Source organism: Ignavibacteria bacterium, assembly GCA_041649015.1.
Lineage (GTDB): Bacteria > Bacteroidota > Ignavibacteria > Tepidaquicellales > Tepidaquicellaceae > CAIKZJ01.
The window spans coordinates 142,885-167,649 of record JBAZNU010000005.1 but is presented as its reverse complement, the minus strand read 5'-3'; the positions used below and the strand labels follow the sequence as shown (position 1 = coordinate 167,649).

At 34.0% G+C, this 24,765-nt stretch carries 21 protein-coding genes; 13 read left to right on the top strand and 8 right to left on the bottom strand.

The window, feature by feature from the left end:
• Window positions 1–846: 846 nt before the first annotated feature.
• The 7 genes from WC644_09925 (at window position 847) to WC644_09895 (ending at window position 8,382) form a co-directional block, all read left to right on the top strand.
• A complete protein-coding gene (locus WC644_09925; protein MFA5012253.1) occupies window positions 847–1,611 on the top strand; it encodes a hypothetical protein in 765 nt (254 codons plus the stop codon).
• Between the two features lie 122 nt (window positions 1,612–1,733).
• Window positions 1,734–1,931 carry a 30S ribosomal protein S21 gene (rpsU, locus tag WC644_09920; protein ID MFA5012252.1) on the top strand — a complete coding sequence of 66 codons (198 nt, stop codon included), beginning with the start codon at window positions 1,734–1,736 and terminating at the stop codon, window positions 1,929–1,931.
• Window positions 1,932–2,063: 132 nt separating this feature from the next.
• A complete protein-coding gene (hpt, locus tag WC644_09915) occupies window positions 2,064–2,582 on the top strand; it encodes a hypoxanthine phosphoribosyltransferase (protein MFA5012251.1) in 519 nt (172 codons plus the stop codon).
• Window positions 2,583–2,599: 17 nt separating this feature from the next.
• On the top strand, window positions 2,600–4,603 hold the full coding sequence (gene ftsH, locus WC644_09910) for an ATP-dependent zinc metalloprotease FtsH (protein ID MFA5012250.1): 2,004 nt from the start codon (window positions 2,600–2,602) through the stop codon (window positions 4,601–4,603).
• 63 nt (window positions 4,604–4,666) lie between these two features.
• A complete protein-coding gene (locus tag WC644_09905; GenBank protein MFA5012249.1) occupies window positions 4,667–5,287 on the top strand; it encodes a diacylglycerol/polyprenol kinase family protein in 621 nt (206 codons plus the stop codon).
• A gap of 1 nt (window position 5,288) precedes the next feature.
• The gene (ychF, locus tag WC644_09900; protein ID MFA5012248.1) at window positions 5,289–6,392 is read left to right on the top strand and encodes a redox-regulated ATPase YchF; all 1,104 of its coding nucleotides are present in this window, start codon (window positions 5,289–5,291) and stop codon (window positions 6,390–6,392) included.
• Window positions 6,393–6,453: 61 nt separating this feature from the next.
• Entirely contained in the window at window positions 6,454–8,382 is a 1,929-nt protein-coding gene (locus tag WC644_09895) for a tetratricopeptide repeat-containing sensor histidine kinase (protein ID MFA5012247.1), read from the top strand.
• 6 nt (window positions 8,383–8,388) lie between these two features.
• Here the strand turns inward: WC644_09895 and feoB are convergent, their stop codons facing one another.
• The 5 genes from feoB to hisS form a co-directional block, all read right to left on the bottom strand.
• Window positions 8,389–10,392, bottom strand: coding sequence for a ferrous iron transport protein B (feoB, locus tag WC644_09890; GenBank protein MFA5012246.1), 2,004 nt, complete (start codon window positions 10,390–10,392; stop codon window positions 8,389–8,391).
• Window position 10,393: 1 nt separating this feature from the next.
• Complete coding sequence (locus WC644_09885; GenBank protein MFA5012245.1) at window positions 10,394–10,615, bottom strand: FeoA family protein; 222 nt, start codon at window positions 10,613–10,615, stop codon at window positions 10,394–10,396.
• A gap of 122 nt (window positions 10,616–10,737) precedes the next feature.
• Window positions 10,738–11,550: a prolipoprotein diacylglyceryl transferase gene (locus WC644_09880; protein ID MFA5012244.1), complete on the bottom strand. Its 813-nt coding sequence runs from the start codon at window positions 11,548–11,550 to the stop codon at window positions 10,738–10,740.
• Window positions 11,550–11,954, bottom strand: a complete 405-nt coding sequence (locus WC644_09875) for a hypothetical protein (GenBank protein MFA5012243.1) — start codon at window positions 11,952–11,954, stop codon at window positions 11,550–11,552. The genes WC644_09880 and WC644_09875 overlap by 1 nt, the downstream gene beginning before the upstream one ends.
• Before the next feature lie 3 nt (window positions 11,955–11,957).
• A complete protein-coding gene (hisS, locus tag WC644_09870; GenBank protein ID MFA5012242.1) occupies window positions 11,958–13,199 on the bottom strand; it encodes a histidine--tRNA ligase in 1,242 nt (413 codons plus the stop codon).
• A gap of 181 nt (window positions 13,200–13,380) precedes the next feature.
• On the opposite strand from hisS, the gene gcvP reads away from it, so the two are divergent.
• The 6 genes from gcvP (at window position 13,381) to pdxH (ending at window position 22,210) form a co-directional block, all read left to right on the top strand.
• On the top strand, window positions 13,381–16,260 hold the full coding sequence (gene gcvP / locus WC644_09865) for an aminomethyl-transferring glycine dehydrogenase (GenBank protein MFA5012241.1): 2,880 nt from the start codon (window positions 13,381–13,383) through the stop codon (window positions 16,258–16,260).
• A 1,174-nt stretch (window positions 16,261–17,434) separates the two neighbouring features.
• On the top strand, window positions 17,435–17,824 hold the full coding sequence (locus tag WC644_09860; GenBank protein MFA5012240.1) for a hypothetical protein: 390 nt from the start codon (window positions 17,435–17,437) through the stop codon (window positions 17,822–17,824).
• Between the two features lie 197 nt (window positions 17,825–18,021).
• Entirely contained in the window at window positions 18,022–19,005 is a 984-nt protein-coding gene (locus WC644_09855) for a tRNA-dihydrouridine synthase (GenBank protein ID MFA5012239.1), read from the top strand.
• A gap of 92 nt (window positions 19,006–19,097) precedes the next feature.
• Window positions 19,098–19,814 (top strand): slipin family protein, encoded by a 717-nt coding sequence (locus WC644_09850; GenBank protein MFA5012238.1) that lies wholly within the window; start codon window positions 19,098–19,100, stop codon window positions 19,812–19,814.
• A gap of 7 nt (window positions 19,815–19,821) precedes the next feature.
• A complete protein-coding gene (locus tag WC644_09845; GenBank protein MFA5012237.1) occupies window positions 19,822–21,558 on the top strand; it encodes a glycoside hydrolase family 3 N-terminal domain-containing protein in 1,737 nt (578 codons plus the stop codon).
• A 4-nt stretch (window positions 21,559–21,562) separates the two neighbouring features.
• Window positions 21,563–22,210 (top strand): pyridoxamine 5'-phosphate oxidase, encoded by a 648-nt coding sequence (gene pdxH, locus WC644_09840; protein MFA5012236.1) that lies wholly within the window; start codon window positions 21,563–21,565, stop codon window positions 22,208–22,210.
• Between the two features lie 51 nt (window positions 22,211–22,261).
• Here pdxH and WC644_09835 read toward each other — a convergent pair whose 3' ends face one another.
• The 3 genes from WC644_09835 to WC644_09825 all read right to left on the bottom strand — a co-directional run bounded on the left by WC644_09835 (window position 22,262) and on the right by WC644_09825 (window position 24,718).
• On the bottom strand, window positions 22,262–23,110 hold the full coding sequence (locus WC644_09835) for a DUF3078 domain-containing protein (GenBank protein MFA5012235.1): 849 nt from the start codon (window positions 23,108–23,110) through the stop codon (window positions 22,262–22,264).
• Between the two features lie 79 nt (window positions 23,111–23,189).
• Entirely contained in the window at window positions 23,190–23,591 is a 402-nt protein-coding gene (locus WC644_09830) for a hypothetical protein (GenBank protein MFA5012234.1), read from the bottom strand.
• A gap of 65 nt (window positions 23,592–23,656) precedes the next feature.
• The gene (locus WC644_09825) at window positions 23,657–24,718 is read right to left on the bottom strand and encodes a hypothetical protein (GenBank protein MFA5012233.1); all 1,062 of its coding nucleotides are present in this window, start codon (window positions 24,716–24,718) and stop codon (window positions 23,657–23,659) included.
• Window positions 24,719–24,765 lie beyond the last annotated feature (47 nt).

The window sequence follows — 24,765 nt, the reverse complement described above, 5'->3', positions numbered from 1 at the left end:
TCAGACCTGACTTTAGACCTGTCTTTAGACCTGACTTTAGACCTGTCTCTAGACCTGTCTTTAGGCCCGACTTTAGACCCGACTTTAGTCATAGGTTGTGATTATTTACCCACAGAAAGGCTTCAGCCCAAATCAATAACATAAAACTACCTCTCGATTCCAATCCATCCAATCCACATTAAATAAGATTGTAACTCAAAAAAATATGACTGTAATCTCTTTTTTTTAAAGAATTATCAAAAAGAACTTTGAAGTTCTGAAATGTTCTGTTTCTCTGCAAACCTCGGCAGTTATTTTATACCATCAAAATTAAGTAACTTTTCACCGGTACTTTCCTAAATATCTCTTCAATATATTCGTAAAATCTCTCATCTTTCTCCATCTTTTTTTCAAGCTAACCATAGAAATCAACCCAAATTATTCCACCCAAAATCTAAATATATAGTCTTATAGCTATATTTTTTCTTTCGAATACCTTAAAATCAAATTTCCTTTCCATAATCATTTATCTTGCGATTTTATTAACCTTCTCCACGATACATCGACCTAAATTCAATGAAATCTCAACGTAAAGTCAGTTTATCTACGCCATTTTTACGCCACATGTGCGCCACATCTACGCTATTTTCTTGATTCTTTTTTTGAAATGTTGTTTTGAAATGCTTTATCGAATTATGTAGTACCAATACTACATAATATCATAGATTTTTTCTTCTAAAATCTACTCCGCAAATCTAATTATTATTTTCTGAAAAGTCAAGCTATTTTTGATTCAACGAAACAATTTTTTTCTGCTTTTCTATTTCATTTACTGCTCCTTTTCTATAAATTATCTCATAAAAAACTATGGCTCGTTTCGATAGCGGAATATTAGGTTATATGAGACGTAAAGTCGGTAAGATTGTTGCACGTATTCGTTATAACAAAGTTTATATTGCCCAAAAACCCGAAAAAATCAAAGTCAGCCAAACACAAAAATCCATAAATAACCGTGCTGTTTTTTCACGCCGTCAAAGACTTAATTCCGCTCTACGTAAAGATAAGCGTATTCAGGAGTTCTGGCGAAAAACCGAAGCTCAGGGTCTAAACGATAATACTAAACTAATGATCCGAAACAAACCCTTCGTCAATAAAGACTTTCTCCTTCCTGGTTGCGGATTTACTCCGCCTTCCAAAAATAAAATCATTGTTAATAATATTGATTATTCGTCTTACAATTTAGCTTTCGACTTTAAAATCGAACGCTCCGATAAAAAAGTACTCGAACCGCCTTATAACATCTGGGCGGTCGTTATTGTCGATATATACTACGAAGATTGCATTAGATATATTCTAAGAAATAAAAACATAGTTACTAAATCAGAGTATACAACTGTAGATTCTGAACCCACCGATACATTTATTAATATCTTAATTAATTATAACAATAATGTTTTTCGTGAAATAGCAAATATTGCCGATAAACTCTACGTTATGATAGCAGCCGTTAAGTATAACGAACTCAAGAATAAATATGAGTGGTCTGACACTTTCTTTCAGGATATTTCCCATTTTGCTTACAAAAGAGAAAATTTTCTTGCTCTTTCACTTCCCTGCAAGTATCAAGACTGAATTCTATTGATTCTCCTCATTTTATACTTGACTGAAAATCAAAAAGAGATGCTTTTCATAATTGATTAATATCCATAAAAATATTATATTTATATTTCCAAATTTTAAAAATTGAGGTACATTTGATTAAAGTAATTATTCAGGATACAGAGTCTCTTGATAAAGCTCTTAAAAGATTCAAGAAGAAATATGAAAAAGCCGGGATACTTAAAGAATTCAGGAGAAGACAGTTCTTCGTCAAACCTTCTGTTGAGAAGAAGATGAACAAGGAACGTGCTATCAGGAAATCAAAGAGAATTGTAGAAGAGGAAAATACTTAATAAGTTCATTACTTTATTTATATTAGTTTTACGAATTCCCGCATACAGGTTTGTATGTGGGTTTTCTTTTTTAAATATTCCTTTATTATTATTTAGTAAAACAGTAACTTACATTAATTAATCTTTGTCGCTATGGAAAAAACTAAACTTCATATTTATATTACTCCAAGTCAGATTTCTAAAAGAGTTAAGCAGCTCGCTGCTGACATTAATAAAGATTATGAACATAAGATCCCTATTTTTATCGGAGTCCTTAACGGAGCTTTCCTCTTTATGTCTGATTTGATTAGAGAAATTAAAGTTAACTGCGAAATTGATTTTCTAAAACTTTCAAGCTATGGCGACAGTAAAATTTCTTCAGGTCAGGTGAAAACTCTGAAAGAGCTCAATTGCGAACTTAAAGGCAGAGATGTCATTATCGTAGAAGACATAATAGATTCAGGACTTTCTATGGATTTTATTCTTAAAACTATTAAATCTCAAAAACCCGAATCAGTAAGAATTGCGAGTCTGTTAATTAAAAAGGGTACCCCAAAATTTAACTTCAAAATCGATTATCTCGGTTTTGAAATTGAGAATAAATTTGTAGTTGGTTATGGACTAGATTTTGCCCAGAAATACAGGAATTTAAAAGGAATTTATGTGTTATAAATATTAAATTTTTAAGCATGGCACAAACGAATAAAGATAATAAAAACGAAGATTTTAATTGGAACAGAGTATTTAAAATTGTACTTGGATGGTCAGCTATTCTTGTTGGATTTTTTCTGATAATGATTTATACAAAAAGCGGTGATCCAAAAACTAATGAAGTTACGTTCGACCAATACCAAAAACTTTTAACAGAACAGAAAATTGAATCGGCTGTAATTAAAAAATCAGAAAATAATTATGAGTTTATAGGTAAACTTAAAGCCCCCGAAACTTTAACAATAAACGGAAAACAGCTTACAGTTGACAGAATTTCACTCTATCTTCCTTACACAAACACTGACGAAGCAGTAATTAAATCATGGAAAGACAACATACCTACCTATTCATTTGAAAAGAATGATGGTGGGTGGTTAACTCCCGTTCTTAGTGCTTTACCTTGGATTCTTATAATCGCTTTCTGGATTATCATTATGAGACGTATGCAGAACGGAGGCGGAGGTGGTACCAAAGGTATTTTCTCATTTGGTAAGTCGAAAGCAAAAATGATGTCAGGCACTCAGATGAAGGTCACATTTGCAGACGTTGCTGGTGCCGATGAAGCCAAACAAGAACTATCAGAAATCATCGAGTTCTTAAAAAGTCCGGGAAAATTTCAGAAACTCGGAGGTAAAATACCGCGCGGGGTTCTTTTACTCGGTCCCCCTGGAACAGGGAAAACTCTTCTTGCACGTGCTGTCGCAGGTGAAGCAGGTGTCCCCTTCTTCTCAATCAGCGGTGCCGACTTTGTTGAAATGTTTGTCGGTGTTGGTGCTTCTCGAGTTCGTGACCTGTTCGACCAGGGTAAAAAGAATGCACCTTGTATAATTTTTATTGATGAAATAGATGCAGTTGGAAGGCATAGAGGTGCTGGTCTCGGCGGCGGTCATGATGAACGTGAACAGACTTTAAATCAGCTTCTTATTGAAATGGATGGCTTCGAACAGAACAGCGGTGTTATTATTATTGCTGCTACTAACAGACCCGATATTCTCGACCCCGCTTTACTCAGACCGGGAAGGTTTGACAGACAGGTCGTTGTCGATAGACCGGACGTCAAAGGACGCGAAGGCATTCTTAAAGTCCATACAAGAAAAATTCCTCTGTCTAACGATATTAAAATTGATACTATAGCAAAAGGTACTCCGGGCTTCTCTGGGGCAGATCTTGCCAACCTTGTTAACGAAGCCGCCCTGCTTGCAGCAAGAAGAAATTCCGATGTTGTTACTATGAAAGACCTTGAAAATGCTAAAGATAAAGTCATGATGGGTACCGAAAGAAGAAGTCTCATAATCTCAGAAAAAGAAAAGAAAACTACAGCGTATCATGAAGCAGGTCACGTTCTGGTTGCAAAATATACACCTGAAGCTGACCCTGTTCATAAGGTTACTATCATTCCTCGCGGAAGAGCTCTTGGTGTTACAACATATCTCCCGATGGACGAAAAGCATACATACTCAAAGGAATACCTTGAAGCGATGATTACTTATGCTATGGGTGGTCGTGCGGCGGAAAAACTTGTTTTCAATGAATATACAACAGGGGCAAGTAACGATATTGAAAGAGCTACTTCACTCGCAAGAAAAATGGTGTGTGAATTTGGTATGAGTGAAAAACTCGGTCCTATAACATACGGTAACAAACAGGAAGAAGTATTCCTCGGTAAAGAACTACATGAACACAAGAATTACAGCGAAACTACTCAGATTTTAATAGATGATGAAGTAAAGAAAATTGTTCAATCGTGTATGGATAGAGCCATAAAAGTTTTAACTGAAAATATCGATGTCCTGCACAGGTTATCTCTCGTCTTGCTCGATAGAGAAATACTTGATTCAGATGAGATTGACAAGGTGATGAAGGGTGAAGAACTCCCGCCTGTCGAAAAAGAGACTGATAATAACGGTTCTGTAAAGGATACTGCTGAGATAGCGGGTACTGTGAAACCACCTGCTGAAACACCCGCAGCAGTTAATAACTAAAGTATTTTATTTGTATTTAAGTAAAAGCGGGTTTAGGCTCGCTTTTTTAATTAACATATTGAATTGAACGAAAAACTTGATATAAAGATTGAACTGTATAGAAAGCTAATTCATATATTTTCAACTGTTATTCCTGTAATATATTATTTTACTTCTAAAGAATTCATTCTAAGTTTAGTTGGTATAGGCACTGTAATTATGATTGCTCTGGATATACTTAAGGCTTATACCGTAACGTTTGAGAAACTATACAAAATGTTCTTTCATGTTATACTAAGAGAAGATGAAAAAGATTACAAGAGAAACCTTTTCACCGGAGGAACATATTATGCAATAGGTATTTTTCTGGCTCTCTTGTTATTTCCTAAGGAAGTTGCTATACTATCAATATTGATTATGATTTGGTGCGATACCCTCGCTGCTTTGATTGGAAAGACTTTTGGAAAGAGAAGAATTGTGGGGGAGAAAACTTTTGAAGGCAGTACAGCATTTACAATAACAGGATTTATTTTGATTTTTATATTACAGAATGTTTTCCCGGATTACAATTTTTACAAAGCAGGTTTCATTACTGTTCTCTTTGCAGCAATATTCGAACAATTAAGTATTCTGAAAATAAATGACAATTTAAGTCTGCCACTTTTTTCAGGTTTAGTTTTTATAATTATAAATAGTATTATCTAATATGGCTTTAAGATGTGGTATTGTTGGATTACCAAATGTTGGAAAATCAACATTATTCAACGCTCTCACGGAATCTCAGAATGCTGAGGCTTCTAACTATCCTTTTTGTACAATAGAACCAAATGTAGGTACTATCATCGTACCCGATAAAAGAATAGTCGAATTGGTTAAAATATTTAATCCAAAGAAAATTGTCCCTAGTACGATTGAGTTCGTTGATATTGCTGGACTCGTAAAAGGTGCATCAAAAGGTGAAGGACTTGGAAACCAGTTTCTGTCTCACATTCGTGAAGTTGAGGTTATAATACATATCGTTCGCTGTTTCGAAGATAATAATATCATACATGTTAGCAATAAAATCGACCCTAAAGATGACATTGAAATCATTGAGACCGAATTAATTCTTAAAGACCTCGAGACTATTGATAAACGTCTTGAAAAATCCGGAAAGAGTCTGAGAGTAGGAGATAAAAGAGTTGCAAGAGAAGTTGAACTACTAAATGGTTTAAAAGAACATTTCAATACTGGAAGACTCGCTAAGTACTATATCGAAAAACTTTCCCATGAAGATCAGCAGATAATGAGAGAAATGCAGCTTCTTACCGATAAACCGGTTATTTATGTTGCAAATGTTAACGAAGATGAAATTACTGGAAATCAATATACAAATATCGTCCAAAGAATTGCACAAAAAGAAGATGCTAAGTTCTTAGTCCTCTCAGTAAAAATCGAGTCTGAAATTGCGGCATTGGATACTATCGATGAACGAAATGAATTCTTACAGGATCTCGGCATTTCAGAATCCGGTCTTCACAGACTGATTCATGAAAGCTATGCACAGCTTGGTTTGATTACTTTCTTCACCGCTGGCGATAAAGAAGTACATTCCTGGACCATCGAAAAAGGACTTAAAGCCCCTCAGTCTGCTGGAAAAATTCACACCGACTTTGAAAAAGGATTTATTCGTGCTGAAGTTATAAAGTATAAAGACATGGTTGAGTATAAATCTGAAGCAGCTGTGAAAGATAAAGGATTAATGAAAGTTGAAGGCAAGGAATATATAGTTGAAGACGGTGATATTATGTTTTTTAGGTTTAACACTTAGCCTTGTTTTATTTTCAATATTTTTTAATTTTAATTTCAATATAGTATAATTTATGATATTTGTGAAAAAATCCCGAACACATATTATTTTGTTATATTACATACTAATTCCCCTTATCACAATTAGTTATTCTTCTTTATTAGCCGTTGATGATAGTTCAAAATTTAACATTGAATCTCTTTCGGGATTTTCAACAATAGATAAAGTAAAACTGTTGTCAGATTCTGCTGTTAAATACATCGATTCCAATTTCCCTAAATCAATTTATTTTGGAGAACTTGCTCTATCTTTCGTTGATGACGATACTCCGGATTCCCTCAAAATTAATCTTTATATACTTTTGTTCAGAGATAATCACATGCTGGGAAATTATGCTAAAGCTCTTGAGTATCTATATGCCGAACTGAAAATACTGGAAAAAGATTACAATCGCAATAAGTTAAACATCGCAACTTGTTACGTAAATATCGGAGAAACTTACAGGGCTGCAAATGACTATGACAATGCGATAAAATACATAACCGTTGCTATAGACATTTATTCAGGTATTAACAACGATGATTCGAATAAAGGATTAGTAAGTGCATACGAAAGAATGGCTGCTGTATACTTTGAACTTGCGGTTAATAAAGGAAATCTTGATTTCATTATCAAGTGTAAAGAATTTGCATTTATTTCAATTGAACTCGCTGATAAGTACAATCTTATACAACGTAAAATTAGTAATTGGAATATTTTAGGTGCTGCTGAAATGTACGATAATAAACCTGAAATAGCTCTTAAATACCTTAGAATGGCTCTCGCTGAATCACAATCTGAATCTGAGTATAATAATAGAATTAACATTCAATCAAATATTGGTGGCTGTTACGTTATCCTTAAAGAATATGAAAAAGCAATTGAAATTTGTGAACCCGCTTACAATGAGGCCAAAGAAAGATCTATTACCGTTTATATCAAAATGTCAAGCAAGATTCTTTACGATTCTTATAGTGCACTTAAACAATACGAAAAAGCTTTTTATTACCTGTCTGAATTTACAATAGCAAATGAAATAATTAGAAATGAAGAGAGGGATAGAAAAATCTCTATGATTGAGCAAAAATATTTAAATGAGATCAAAGACAGCGAGGTAAAAAAAGAAAGGGAAAGATATTTTATTCTTTCTGCTGCTGGCACAGTAGTTATTTTGGTGATATTATTGGGTATCCTTTTGAGAAACAGAGTTCTAAACAAAATTAATAAGCAATTAAAGGAAAACAGCGATTTAATTTCTGAACAGAAAACAAAACTGGAAGAAGTGAACGCATCACAGAATATGTTTTTTTCTATTTTATCTCATGACCTTCGCAATCCTTTCAATGGCATACTTGGTTTCCTCAATATCTTGAAAAATGATTTTGATAATTTAAGTATTAATGAGAAGAAACAGTACATAGATTACGTTAACATTTCAGCTAATCAGGTATTCAAACTCATCGAAAAACTGCTCGAACTTTCCAGACTTAAAGACGGCAGATACCAGTTTAAACTGGAAAATGTGAATATCCGCGAAATAACAGAACAGGTTTTACAACTTCAAAGAACTAATACTCTGAATAAAAAGGTCTCACTTGTGAATAATATCGCTGAAAATATTTTTATATATGCAGATAAAGTATCTGTTGATACTATTCTTAGAAACCTTACAGATAATGCCATAAAATTTACTCCGGCAGGTGGAAATGTTTCATTGGAAGCTGAAGTAAAAGATGGGAATGTTGTTATTTATGTTAAAGATAGTGGTGTTGGTATGGACATCAATGATATGAAAAATATTTTTAGACTCGATAAGAGAATAATATCTAAAGGTACCAATGATGAAAAAGGAACTGGTCTCGGTCTTTATGTTTGTAAAGAAATGATTGAAAGAATGAACGGAAACATTAAAGTTGAAAGTATAATCGGAAAAGGTAGTACTTTTATAGTCACTTTACCTAAAAAAGTTTGATCTATATCAGTCTATTCCTATTATTCGAAGACCATTCACTGTAAGAAACGTAAATAAATAAGCTAAACCAGTATAAAATACTACCTGCAAAATAGGTATTCTCCAGCCCCCTGTTTCTTTACGTGTAATAGCAATTGTCGATATACACTGTAATGCAAACACAAAGAATATTATCAATCCGGTAGTTGTAGCAGTAGTAAACAGTTTCTTGTCTGTATCACCATACTTAGCGTCACGCATCGCATTAACTAGTGATTCATTTATATTATCACCTTCCGCTGTTATCTTAAATATTAGTGCAAGTGAACTGACAAAAACTTCCCTCGCTGCAAATGTAGCAATTAAAGATACTCCTACTCTCCAGTCTAATCCAAGAGGTCTCATTACCGGTTCAATAAGCTTTCCTATTTCTGAAGCGTAAGAATTTGCTATTCTGTCTGCGTCAATTATTTCCTGAATTTGTTCTGAGTTCATACTTTCATCACTCTGTATAACAGGATTATTATTGGGGAAATATGTTAATGCCCAGAGAATTATCGAAAATACAAGTATCGTAGGTCCGGCTTTTTTGACATACTGAATTGCATTTGAGTATGTATTTTTCAGAACATTCCTGAACTTTGGAATTCTGTATACGGGTAACTCCATTATGAATGAAGAATTGTCTTCTGTTTTCAGAAATACTTTCTGATATTTATTAACAATTACTGATATTCCAAAAGAAGCGATAATTCCAAAAAGATATATAAGTGATAATATAATCCCACTTAGAAGAAACTTTCCGGGAAGCAGAAATGAAAGTAATAATCCATATACTGGTAACCTAGCGCTGCAGCTCATTAAAGGTATTATGAATATGGTAAGCAGCCTTTCCTTTCTGTTTGTTATAGTTCTTGCAGCCATAATTGCTGGTATCGCACAGGCAAACCCCGATAACATTGGTACAAATGACCTGCCGTTTAATCCTAATTTCGATAATGGTTTGTCAATAAGCATCGCTCCTCTCGCGAGGTATCCCGAATCTTCAAGTAATCCCAGAATAAAGAATAGCATAAATATCTGCGGTAGAAATACCATTACTGCTCCTGTTCCTCCTATGATGCCACTAGATATTAAATCCGTGTACCAATTATGTTCATGCCCGCTGACTACTAATGATGAAAGAGTTTGAAACAATGAATCTACTAAATCCATTAATGGAGATGCAATCCAGAATATCGAAGCAAATAATAGTCCCATTACAGATGCAAACGTAAACAAACCCCAGTATTTGTGTAACAGCAGACTATCTATCTTCAAAGTTAGTTCGTCAGGTTTGTTTAAAACACTTATTTGTCCTTTTATATGTAATGATTCATTTGCTTTTTCAAGATTTGTCTGTTCTTTTCTTTCAATTACATTATCTACTATTTCCTCTATTTCATTGTAAATTTCTATTATCGAATCATCTTCAAACTCTTTTGCAGATGCAATACTCGGTTTGATTTCAGCTGTCTCTGCCTTCAAATACTCTATTAGATTGTCAATTCCAAATCCCGTCCTCGAATTAATTTTTACAACTTTACACTTTAGCCTTTTGGAAAGTTCTGTTTCGTTTACACTGAATTTTTTCCCCGCAAGTATATCATTCATCGTCAATGCTACTATAACATTAAATCCACATTCAAGTATCTGTTTTACGAGTAGCAGATGCCTTGAAAACTGAGATACGTCAACTGTAACCACTAAAACAGCTGGCTTACCGTACACAGGGTGATCAAAAAGATTCGCTATAGTTACTTGCTCATCTGGGGAATTTGGAACCATGCTTACTATTCCAGGTGAATCCATTAAATTACTTTCAATATCAAACTTGTCAAGAAATCTTGTTATTGAATATTCAATCGTCGAACCTGGATAATTTACTGTTTTATACTTCTTTCCACTTAAATAATTGAATAGCGTGGTTTTTCCTGAATTCGGAGGACCAACGAGAGTTATTAATTTTAAGTTTAAATTAGTTTGAGGCATTCTATATGTTTACATCTATACATTCTGCATCGTTTTTCCTTATCGCAATCAATGTACCTCTTAATGATACAGCTAAAGGATCATTGAAAAAAGACCGGTTGATTAGTTTAATCTCCTGACCCGGGGTGAATCCGTATTCAAGTACTCTGAATGACGATGGATGGGAAAAATCAATCTTGGTTATTTTTGCTGTCTGTCCTGTATTCAAATCTGATAATTTCATATACTCTTATTTATATCAAATCTAAACAAGTTAACATGCATTTTCAAGGTAATCAAGTAATTGATATTGTCAAATAATATTCTCTATGAAAAAAGAATCCCTCTTTTGGAAGGTCTGATCATCTACTTTGCGGTATTTATCTTTATAAGTTCCTCTTCCCTTTTATTTCTGAATATATACAAAAGTACAATTCCCGATACTATCATTATTAGGGAAATTAATTGTGCTTGTGTAAATATTCCGATTACAATAGGATTTAACCTGATAAATTCTACAAGTAACCTTTCTGTTCCGCTAAATATTAAATAGATAAAAAACATCTGCCCGAAATACTTCATATGCTTTCTCATCAACATAAGTACAATAAATATTACAATTGCGGCTGCGAGCTCATATAACGGAGTTGGATGAACGAGTACTCCCGCATGTGTTGGGACAATACCCTTTACATAACTGTATCCAAGAAATTCAAAAGGAGTATTGTTCACAGGTAATCCGTAACACCCATCACCCGAAAGATGGCATCCAATCCTTGCGATACCGTAACATAACATCGTTGCAGGTGCCATAGCATCGATTACCTGAAGTAGGTTTAACTTCTTTATTCGGCAAAAAATAAAAATCAGAATAAAAGCTGTTATTAAACCGCCGTAGAATGTTAATCCCGAAGGAGAAAAAAGGACATCCGGATTAAAGTAAGAAAGAATTGCATTTCCCTTCCCAAAATTCCATTCTTCTATAATGTAAAAAAGCTTTGAGCCTACTAATCCTGCAATAATTGCAAGGAATGTTATAGTAACACCAATATTCTCATCAAGCTTCATTCTCTTCAGTTCTCTTGAAAATAGTGTACTGCCTATTAAAAATGCAATTCCCAGCATTAAACCGTAACTATGTACTGTTAAAGGACCTATCTTAAATAAATCAGGATACATTAAACCTCTACTTTCAGAAATTTTTTGGCAGGTTGCTTTGTAATTTTTATACCCGCTTTAGTTATTTTAATTTTAAATAAATTCTTATCTACATCAAGTTTTACCAGTTTTAGACAATACTCAGTGTTCTTGTAATCGAAAAGCTTGTACTCATAAACTGCATTCCCCGACTTTGCTATCGATATTACGGGTGCTGAAAGTCCTTCAATCAAGAATTCAATCATTTTATTATCAAGGTCAATTTTGGGAGTCACATTTATTCTGTATATAAAACTTCTGAATACTTTTGTTGTGATAAATGTAAACAAAATGTAATCCTTTTCCTGAACATTGTCTCTTCCCTTTCTTATATGAAGTTCATATTCGTACTTGAGTTTTTCTGGTCTTACTTGTTTTGTTCTCATAGATTAATTGAAATTGTAATTTGTTATCTCATCGAGCTTTATCCCACTCTCAGAACCATCAAGCATTCTTTTTATCTTTACTTCTCCTGTGTTTATTTCATCTTCCCCGATTACTGCAACATACTTACTTTTAATCTTGTTTGCTTCCTTCATCTGAGATTTGATGCTTCTGTTTAATAAATCCATTTCGCATTTTACACCTCTTTTACGAAGTTTGTTCGTTGCAACCAATGCTAATTTTCTTGCATCTTCTCCTGATGTTACCAAATATAGTATCGGAGTATCTTCACTTGCAAATTTGTATGCGTTCGATTGAAGTACTAATGTAAGTCTCTCAAGACCGCATGCAAACCCTATCGCAGGTGTAGGTTTTCCACCGAGTTGTTCTATTAATTTATCATACCGTCCGCCGCCCATAACTGCATTCTGAGCTCCAAGTGTATCAGAAGCAATTTCAAAAGTTGTAGATGTATAATAATCTAATCCCCTTACTAATTTATAATCAACCTCATACTTTATATTCAATGATTCAAGCCCATTCATCACATTCTCAAAATGCTTTAAATTATCAATCCCGAGAAAATTATTTATTGTCGGTGCATCTTCTATAATTTTAATATCTTTTGCATCTTTTGAATCCAATATCCTAAGCGGATTAGTAAAAAGTCTTCTCTTGCTTTCGTTCGATAATTCACTTTCAAACTTGTTTAAATATTCCTTCAGTTCATTTATGTATTCCGTTCTTTCTTCTAAATTTCCTATATTATTCAATTTAATCTTTAAATCGTTCAATCCAAAATTCGTCAGTGAAAATACACCAAGTGAAATAAGCTCAACGTCTGAAGTAAAATCACTGCTGCCAATTACCTCTGCACCAAACTGTGAAAACTCCCTGTAACGTCCTGCCTGAGGCCTTTCATGCCGGTACATATTTGATATGTAATACAATTTAATTAATGACGATACATTGTATAAACTATTTTCAATATAAGCTCTTATTACAGGAGCTGTCATTTCCGGTTTTAAAGTGAACTCATTTTTGTTAAAGGAGTACATTTCTTTTGAAACAATATCAGTTTCCTCTCCTATTCCCCTCCTGAACAATTCTGTCTTTTCAAATGTCGGAGTCCTGATTTCTTTAAAGTTAAAAAGTGCAGCAGTTTCCCTTAAACTTTTCTCAATTTGCTGTCTTATAAAAGCATCATCTGGAAGTATATCAAGAGTACCCTTTGGTTTCGATATCATATTTAAATTTGTATAAATAAAAAGTTACCGAATTACTCAAATATTTAAAAGGTAAAAGTATCGCATTTTGGGACTTTCTTATAAGTAAAAACAAAGTATGTAGGGTACCGAAATTTCGAATATAAATTAATTTATTCTATCTGTATATTTGTAAAATAAATTAAATCTAATCTCACAAAAAATGAACAATATTTTCTCTACTGATGTTTTTAAGAATCGTCATATCGGTCCGAATGATATCGATACAAAAGAAATGCTAAAAGTCGTTAAAGCCGAATCACTCGATAAGCTCATTGATGAAACTGTTCCTGCAAACATTCGCCTCAACAAGCCCTTAGACATTGATAAACCGATGTCTGAATTTGAAATGCTTGGTATGCTTAATTCTTTAGCTCAAAAGAATAAACTTTTTAAAAACTATATCGGTCTCGGCTACTATCCCGCAATTCTACCCTCCGTAATCCGGAGAAATATATTCGAAAACCCGGGATGGTACACGCAATACACACCATATCAGGCTGAGATATCGCAGGGGCGACTTGAAGCTGTACTGAATTTTCAGACCATGATTACTGACATGACAGGTTTACCCATCGCTAACGCTTCCCTCCTTGATGAAGCCACAGCTGCAGCTGAAGCTATGCTTATGACTAAAGCACTTCGTAAAGGTCCTAAAGCAAATGCAAACACAATTTTTGTTTCGGAAGAATGTTTTCCTCAAACAATTGATGTGATAAAAACAAGAGCACTGCCCGTAGGTATTAATGTAGTTGTTGGAAATCACAGAAAATTTGAGCTTACTGAAAATGTTTATGCCGTGCTCGTTCAGTACCCGGCTTCTGATGGTGAGATTTATGATTATACTGACTTCTTTGCTAATGCTAAATCTAAAAATATTTATACTGTTGTTATTGCTGATATTCTTAGTCTCGCAATATTAACGCCTCCATCTGAATTTGGTGCTGATATAGCGGTAGGTTCCACTCAAAGATTTGGTATTCCTTTAGGGTATGGCGGACCACATGCAGCATACTTAGCTACTCGCGATGAGTTTAAAAGACAGATTCCGGGCAGAATTATTGGTGTTACTATAGATTCTAATAACAATAGTGCATTACGTATGGCTCTTCAGACCAGAGAGCAGCACATTAAAAGAGAAAAAGCAACAAGCAATATATGTACTGCTCAGGTTCTTCTTGCAATAATGGCTGGTATGTACGCTGTTTATCATGGTCCCTCAGGAATAAAGCGTATTGCTAAAAAAATTCATAAGCTTGCTGAAGTCCTGAATAATCTCGTTAAATCATCTGGATATAAACAAACAAATAATCAGTTCTTCGATACACTAAAAATTCCTGCTGATAAAGCAAGGATTAATTCAATTAAACAACTAGCGGAAAGCAAATCTATAAACCTTAGATACGGTAACAATTTTATTGGTATCTCACTCGACGAAACAACGAGCCTCAATGATTTCTTTAAACTTGTTTCAGTCTTCGATGACAAGATTTCAAAAGAGAAAATCCTTGAAGCAATTAATAATACGGATAAGCACGAATGTATTTCTGCTAACCTCCAGAGAAAGAGTGAAATACTTTCTCATCAGATATTTAACAGGTATCATTCTGAAACCGAATTAATGAGATACATCAAATCTCTCGAAAACAAAGACCTTTCTCTCACGGGCTCAATGATTCCTCTTGGCTCTTGTACTATGAAGTTAAACGCTGCAACTGAAATGGCAGCTGTAACTTTCCCGGAATTTGCGGATATTCATCCTTTTGTTCCTGCAAATCAAGCTGAAGGATACACCGAATTAATTAATGAACTTGGTAAAGATTTATGCGAGATTACGGGATTCGCAGGTATTTCTTTTCAACCGAATTCAGGTGCACAGGGCGAATACACTGGGCTTATGGTAATTCGTCAGCATCACATTAAGAATGGACAGGGTCACAGAAATATTACTCTTATACCCGCCTCGGCTCATGGAACTAATCCTGCAAGCGCTGTTATGGCTGGCACGAAAGTTGTCGTTGTCAATTGCGATGACCATGGAAATATCGACATGAATGACCTTAAAAAGAAAGCTAAAGAAAACAAAGATAATCTTTCAACTATTATGGTGACCTATCCTTCTACTCACGGTGTCTTCGAAGAATCAATAGTCGAACTTTGTGATATTATCCATAAACACGGCGGACAGGTTTATATGGACGGTGCTAATATGAATGCTCAGGTTGGACTTACAAGCCCAGGGAAAATAGGCGCAGATGTTTGCCACTTAAATCTGCATAAGACTTTCTGCATTCCTCATGGAGGCGGCGGTCCAGGTGTCGGTCCAATTGCAGTTGCAAAACATCTTGTTGAATTTCTACCTTCTCACCCAGTCGTTAGAATTGGTAGCGATAATTCCATTACTTCAGTTTCTGCCGCTCCTTTTGGCAGTGCTGGTATTCTTGTAATTCCTTATGCGTATATTAAGATGATGGGTTCCGATGGTTTGACGGATGCTACTAAATACGCAATTCTTGAAGCTAATTACGTTAAAAATAAACTCAGCGGTTATTATAAAGTATTATACACAGGTGGAAATGACAGAGTTGCACACGAACTGATTTTTGATACTCGTGAATTTAAACACACTGCAAAAGTTGAAGTTGTAGATATCGCAAAACGTTTAATGGACTATGGTTTCCATGCTCCGACTGTTTCTTTTCCTGTTGCAGGTACTTTAATGTTCGAACCAACCGAAAGTGAATCTAAACAGGAGTTGGATAGATTTTGTGAAGCAATGATAAAAATCAGAGAAGAAATAGCTGAAATCGAAAATGGTTCTATGAGCAATACAGATAACGTTTTGCACAATTCGCCGCATACAGCAGAAGATGTTTCCAGAAATGATTGGACACATCCTTATTCAAGGGAAAAGGCTGCATTCCCTGTTGAATCTTTAAGGAAAGGCAAATTCTGGGCTCCTGTTGGCAGAATAAATGATGCTTACGGCGATCGTAACCTTGTTTGCAGCTGTCCTCCTATTGAAAACTACTTTAAAGAATAAATAATTTATTCTCCCCTTCCCAAGCCAGCTTGGGAAGGGGTTTGTTGATTAAATCGTGATCCGTAAAGAAAAAATATCTCTCTCACTAATCATTTTCTTTTCAATTCTCCACCTCGTCTGGCTTTTTGTACTACCCCTGCTGCCCTTCGTCGATTTACCGTTTCACCTTGCCGAGGCTGAAGTGTCAAAAAGTTTTAATAATCCCGATTATTTGTTCAGCACCTATTTTTCAATCCCATCAACTATTAAGTCAAACAGTATTTATATTTATTTTTGCTCTCTGAACGTTTTCCCAAATGTTGAAATCGCAAATAAGCTATTTTATGCAATATACATTATCCTCTTCCCTTTATCCGTATGGTCAATTATAAAAACTTTTAACGGTAATTCTTATTATTCAATCTTGTCGTACCTGTTCCTAATAAATCATAATGTCCACTGGGGATTTGTTAGCTACATGATGTCCTTACCAATTATTTTTTTCATATTCATTTCATTTTATAATTACTTTGTACTAAATAAATCCAAATATTTGTACTTTATTTGGATTCAGTTTATTTTAGTCTTCTTTCTACATTTTCAGATGGCTATCTTTATAGTTTTAATCTTCGCAGTTCTAACGATAATCTATCAAAGAAAATCCTTAAAACAAATCATATTGAATACTGTTTCAACCGTTCCAGTAATTGTCATAATGATTTATGCTTATTCAATAGATAGCCAAAATGGTACAACTCCATTATTTCCTTATATGTTAAACTATTATACCTCAAGTTATTTAAATACATTTTTTAATAGATTTAATGTGCTATTTGTAGTAGATAATTATTTCATTTTACGAAGATTTACAGGTGTTATTTATTCTCTTTTTATAACAATCCCCATAATATTAATTTTCATAGCTAAAATTTTTATTCTTGGTTGCTCAACGGTTCTAATGAATCATAATCTCAAATATCTTTTTATTCTGATTACTGTAACATTTCTATGCTTTTTTATTCTGCCCGACGTCATCCCCGGACAAAATATCATATTCGAAAGATATTCAGTCCCCTTTTTTCTTCTTATAATAATTATTTCATCAGTTATTCAAAGTAACATAAAATTTGAGAAAATTATTGCGATTATAATACCTTTCATCGTTTGTATTCATACTCTTTTCATTTCCGATTATATGTTTGAATTCAAAAACGAAACATCAGAGTTCACTACTGATGTATTTCCTGATAGCAGCAATTCGAGACTGGCTGGTGTTATACTGGATAATGATTTCCGAGGAAGTAAAGTATACGCACATTTCCCGATGTATTTTACAGTTTGGAAAAAAGGAATTACAACAGGACTTATTGATTACCGTTTTGGACTGATTAAAAGAAATGTTTCCCGTGATATCTTACCACAGTACATCGAATGGACAGAAAAACAAATAAATTATGATGATTACTATAAACCTGTCGATTACCTGCTTATTAAATCAAACTCAACCCCCATATATAAGAACTTCAAAATTATTAAAGACTTTGGTACCTGGAAAATTTATATAAACAATTCTATTATAAAATAATAACTAAAATCTGTTAAATCCGAAAATATGGTTTTTATGCCCATTTTTACATAATTATATCTATTTTTCTGTATGCTTGCGATACAACTATGATATAAATTTTTGCTATTATAGCATTAAAACAGGCTTTATTGAGTTTGAATTTTATATTACGATTCTGCACTTATTTGATCGATAATATTAAATATATTTATAAAATGAATGATTTTCAGAAAATATTTTCAAACGCACTAGCTCTCGCTCCGATGGAGGATGTTACTGAACCTCCTTTTCGATTGATAGCAAAACGTCTTGGGGCTGACTTGCTATATACGGAATTTATTTCTTCTGAGGGACTAATCCGTGACGCAATTAAAGCTCGTGCAAAGCTGTTTCACTACGAGGAAGAACATCCTGTTGGAATTCAAATATTCGGTGGAGTAATACCTTCTATGATTGATGCTGCAAAAATTTCAGAACTGGCTGATCCTGATTTTATTGACATTAACTGTGGCTGCTGGGTAAAAGATGTAGCTATGAGAGGTGCTGGGGCAGGACTTCTGAAAGATCTACCACGAATGAGACTCATTGCAGAATCTGTAGTTAAGAATGTCAACAAACCCGTTACTCTAAAAACTCGACTCGGTTGGGACAAAGACAATATAGTTATTGTAGATGTTGCAAAGTTAATGGAGGATATTGGAATTCAGGCTCTTACTGTTCATTGTCGCGTTCGTGGGCAGGGCAATAAAGGAGAAGCCGACTGGGAATGGGTCAAACGTGTAAAGGATGCAGGGGTAAAAATTCCTATTATACTTAATGGAAATATTAAAACACCGGAAGATGTTAAGTTTGTTTTCGATAACTATCAACCCGATGCTGTCATGATTGGACAGGGAGCAATATCAAATCCATGGATTTTCAGGCAGTCAAAATACTTCTTGAAAACCGGTACACACGAACCACTCCCTGGTATTCAGGAAAGAATTGATACTTGCATCGAACATCTAAAACTAGCTGTAGAACTCAAAGGTGAAAAGCTCGGAGTTAGAGAATTCCGCAAACATTATAGCGGTTATCTTCACAGCCTTCCAAATATTTCTAAATTTAGACTGGAATTAATGCAATTCGATTCCAGTGAACCTATCATTAATAAATTAGTTGATTTTAAAAATTATAATTACAACATTGTATCAACTTAAAATTAAAGGAGGATAATATGGGCGCTTTTTATACTTTAATTACAATTTTTATTCTTTTCTTTGGACTTATATTTTTTATAATATTTATAAGAATGTTCAGAGTTCTGAATGAATATGAGAGAGGTTTAATATTCAGACTTGGTAAATTTTCTCAGATTAAAGGACCTGGCTTAATTATTTTATTACCAATTCTCGATAAAATGGTTAAAATCAGCCTCCGTACTTTAGCCATTGATGTGCCTTCTCAGGATATCATTACGAGGGATAATGTTAGCGTAAAAGTTAATGCTGTTGTTTACCTTAGAGTAGCTAATCCTGAAAAAGCAATCATTCAGGTTGAAGATTATCTTTACGCATCTTCACTCGTATCGCAAACAACATTAAGATCAGTTCTTGGACAAAGCGACCTTGATGAGCTTCTTTCACATAGAGATATGATAAATGCAAAGCTGAAGGAAATAATTGACCGTGAAACTGAACCATGGGGAATTCAGGTCATGAATGTTGAATTAAAGAATGTTGACCTGCCTCAGGAACTTATCCGTGCAATGGGACGTCAAGCAGAAGCAGAACGCGATAAAAGAGCAAAGATTATTAACTCAGAAGGTGAATTTCTTTCAGCCACTAAACTGTCAGAAGCTGCACGTATATTAGGAGGTAATTCTAATGCCATGCAGTTGAGATATTTGCAGGTTATGACTGAAATTGCAGCTGAAAAAACTTCTACTATGATAATACCTTTACCTATGGAGATTATGAAGTACTTTACTAATATGAACACAAAAATTGAAAAAGAAGCTAATAAGTAATTAAAAAATGAAAAAGACTTTCCTAATTCTTGTATTGTTCTTCACATTGATTAATACTATTACTGAATCCAATTTAAACAATTTATATTCTGAAAATTTTACTTGGACTGATATGCGAATGAAGGAAATGACTCTTAGGGAAAAGATTGCCCAAATGATTATAACATATTCTGATGGATATTATAGTGGTAATAATGATAACAATTTTAAAAGACTAAGTAATCTTATCGAAAATGAAAAAGTTGGGGGCATTATTTTCTTTAAAGGCAGAGCACTTGAAGAAGCCAAACTTATTAATAAACTTCAAACTCTTAGCGAAACTCCTCTTTTAATTTCTCAGGATTTCGAAAGAGGAACCGCGATGAGACTGGAAGATGGTTCGCTCTATCCCAATAATATGGGTATCGGAGCTACTCGAAATCCGGACCTTGCTTATCAAATGGGCTTGCTAATAGCAAAGGAATGCAGAGCACTTGGTGTTCATCAGAATTACTCCCCTGTCGTTGATGTAAATAATAATCCTCTGAACCCGATTATAAACGTCCGTTCATTTGGTGAAGACCCTAATCTTGTAAGTGTTATGGGTGATGCTATGATTCGTGGCTTACAGGATGGAAAAGTAATAGCAACTGCAAAACACTTCCCTGGTCATGGTGATACTGATATCGATACACACAATGACCTCCCGGAAATCAGCAATGACATGCAGAGAATGAATGAAGTTGAACTCGTACCTTTTGTCAGTGCTATTAAATCTGGTGTAAAATCAGTAATGGTCGCTCATATTTCATTCCCTGCTCTTGATAAAACCCCTTTTATACCTGCTACCCTTTCACAGGAAATAATTAATGGTTTACTTATTGAAAAGCTCGGATTCAAAGGGCTTGTCATAACAGATGCTCTTAACATGGAAGGTGTAACAAAACACTTTAATGCTAAAGAAGTAGCAATAAGGTGCGTAAAAGCAGGTATTGACTTAATCCTTATGCCTCAGGGAGAAAAGAAAACGATCGATGCAATAGTAGACGCAGTTAAAAAAGGTGATATCTCAGAAGAAAGAATTGATATTTCTGTAAAGAAAATTCTTGATGCAAAAGAATGGTTAAAGCTTAATGATAACAAATATGTCAATGAAGATGAGGTGTTGAATAATATTAACAATCAGGAAGCACAAAAATTATCAGATAAAATTGCCGAAGAGTCAATAACCCTTGTTAGAAACCAAAATGTTCTTCCATTGTCTAAAAATAATTCGTTCAACAATTGCCTTATCCTATCTATGTTCACAGGCAAGGAACCAGAAAATGCACAGTATTTTTATGATGAAATTTATAGCAAAATTAAGAGTAAAAGCGGTACATCACCTGTTATCAAAATAATAGACAACGACATATCAAATCCTGAAGCAACCTTTAAGAATTTTAGTGATTATGATTACATTATCATCCCTTTGTTTATAAAAGTAAAGATGAAAACAGGAACTGTAGGAATGAATAATTCTCATGCTGAATTTATTAAGCAACTAACTGATGTATATGGTAAAAAGGTTGTTGTAATTTCGTTTGGAAATCCATACTTACTTTCTAACTTTGAAAATATTTCAGGGTATATCGCAGCTTATGGTGATAGTAAATCCGTTATTGATGCAGCAATAAAATCAATAGCAGGAGAAATTAATCCAAAAGGTAAACTGCCAGTCACAATTACTGATAATTATAAATTTGGATACGGTCTAAGCTATTAATATTATGATTGACAAAAAGAAACTTCAGGATATAAGAAAGAACTACAGCAAAAAATCACTCGATACAAAGGATGTCAATTTGAATCCGTTTCAGCAATTTGAGGATTGGTTTAATGAAATTCTAAAATCCGATATACTCGAACCAACTGCATTCGTTCTGGGAACTGCTGATATAAACGCAAAACCTTCTCTCAGAACTCTGCTCATGAAAGGTTATGATGAAGAGGGATTTTACTTCTACACCAACTACGAAAGCCGAAAGGGGAAAGAATTACAAGAAAATAAATTTGCTTCAATACTTTTTTTCTGGCCCGAACTCGAACGTCAAATTAGAATTGAAGGTAAAGTGGATAAAATTTCAGAGACCGAATCTTTTGAATACTTCAAGACAAGACCTTTCAAAAGCAAAGTTGGGGCATGGGCTTCGAATCAAAGCACGGTAATCGAAAGCCGAATGACGATTATTAAAAAATTCTTTTTGTATCTCTCCAAGTTTCATAGCAAAGACATTCCTTTACCACCCTATTGGGGCGGTTATAGACTAATACCCCATTATTTCGAATTCTGGCAGGGAAGAAAAAATAGGTTACACGATAGGGTCAGATACAGACTTCAAAACTCAACGTGGATAATTGATAGGCTTTCACCTTGAAATCAATAAGGAATTTGAAAACCCCTTATTAATTTAATACAACTCAAATACTTAAAATATCACATACGAAAATCCTAACGAGAGGATTTCCTTATACTGTGCCTTTAACGATTGATCTTTCTGATATATAAAATTAAAGTTAAAATTAACATTTATAAAATCGTTAACTTTTGCTGTTATTATATTATCCCAATTCACATCCCAGACATCAAGCGAGTTTAACCTTGAAAACAACCTAAGTCTTCCTGTATACATCATGTTTTTCATAAATTCATAGTTTGCCTCTGATACTGACTCAATACCGGTTTCTATTTTAAACTTCTCAATGTCAGTAGTATTAATATCATCACTATATGAATTGAATCTGTTTGTAAAGGTCTCCTGAAGACCAATGCCGAGACGTGTATTAAAATGCTTTTGATCATAAATAAAGCCTAAAGATTGATTTATATAGCCTGGGTCAAAGAATGCGCTAATTTGCTGCTCTGGATTAATTGAATAATCATAACCATTCGCTATTACTGTTCTTACTTCATTACTAAAATATGGATTTAATTTCCACCCGAATTCTTTTATAAGAACATTTTCAAGCCTGAGTTCATTATCTGTTGTATAGAACCTGTCTTTGGTCTTCGAAAATCCATAAGCAGCCTTTAACCTGTTCGATAAAAACCAACCGGGATGTCTGTAGTAATACCCAAAATTACCAATTGACGATAATGATATTGAATTCTCTCCTCCTTGTGTCCAGTTTTCAAAAGCAAATTGACTTAGATTAACACCTAAACTACCCTGAGGTGTCCAACCCATTTTTAATAAGGTATCTGTCTTGGGTTGTGCGATAATATTTGAAAAAGACAAAGCTAATGATAGTAACACAAAAACAGTAAATTTATTCATACTGAAATAGTTAATTTATTAGATCTAAAAAAGGTAGATAGATAAAAAAAGGGCTTTATTTCTAAAGCCCTAAATACGACTATTTAAAATTTATAGTTAAGTATGAGGAAGCAAGAGTAGTACCGTAACAGTCCCTTACATAAACATGGTAATAACCCGGTGTGTAGAATGTAACTTTCTTCCAAAACCAAACCCAGTCGTAGGATATACCATCCTGAGTAATGGTTGTGTTAAAACTTTCAGTATAATCACTATAAACATCATATATATCATAGTAAACTTCAGAGCACTCTACTGTGTATGGCAACCGAACAAGAAAATAAAAATAGCCTCCATTCCTTGGGATATTGAAAGTGCTGCTCTCTCCTTTTGGATATCCGGCATCGGTAACACCTTCACAGAAATATAACGTTTGTGTCATTGCAATTTCAGTAATGAAAAACAGTGCTACCAACGAAAATAGTACAAATAGTTTTTTCATAATTATAATTTTTTAAGTTTAACTTAATTAAATATAATAAGTAAATATTATTATTACAAGTAATATTAATTAATACTTGTATTCAGGGAATCATTGTTTATTTCCTTGGTAAAACATCTCCTCCTTTTGTGCTGTCTCGAATCAAAATATTTCCAGTGACTCTGTACGAGTAAATTCGTTTCAAGCTCAATGTTGCTCTCCGCCGATATTACTTTGTTTTTAATGCATGATCTGGTTATTTCTGTCATTAGGAGTGCATCTGCTCCTTTTCCTTGTAGTTCCGGTTTGATTGCACCCAAATATAGGTCAACGTATTTATTTGATTTGCTCAAAGCTTTAAGAATATGAATAAAACCAAATGGTAATAACCTTCCTTTCGATTTTTGCAATGCTCTTGTAAGTGATGGCATCCCGATTACAAATCCCTGAAGTTTATTCTCTGTATCAACTATTATTTTTAAATAATCTGGATTCACAAAGCCGAAATATTGCTTTATGTAATATTGTATCTGTTTTTCTGAAAGCGGTACGAATCCAAATAAATTCTTATAGGATTCGTTAATCGTTTCGAATAGTTGTTCCCCGTATGGTAAGAGATCTTTTTTAGACTTTGCTTCAAGTACACGAATTTTTAGTTTTTGCTGAACAATCTTTGCTATTCTGTCCGCTTTTTCCGGGATTGAATCGGGTACTTTTATTTCGAACTCAACCCAGTCAACTTCTTTTGTAAAACCCATTCTTTCAAAATGTCTGGGGTAATAATCGTAATTGTAAATAGTTGCAAGTGTTCCAACTTCATCAAATCCCTCTATCAGCGTTCCCTCATAATCCATATCAGTGAAGCCCAATGGTCCATGTATTATGTTCAATTCTTTTTCTTTTCCCCATTGAATTACTTCATTCAATAGAGCCAATGAAACCGACTCATCATCTATAAAATCTATAAAGCCAAACCTAATTGCTTTTTTATTCCATAACTTGATAAACTTATTGTTGATTATACCCGCTATCCTGCCCACAATCTTATCATCCTGATAAGCAAGCCATAATCTGGCTTCGCAATAATCATACGCAGGATTCTTGGTTTTAGTAAATGTATTAATTTCGTCAAATAATAACGGTGGCACAAATTGTTTGCAATCCTTATACAACTTCAAAGGAAATTTAACAAACT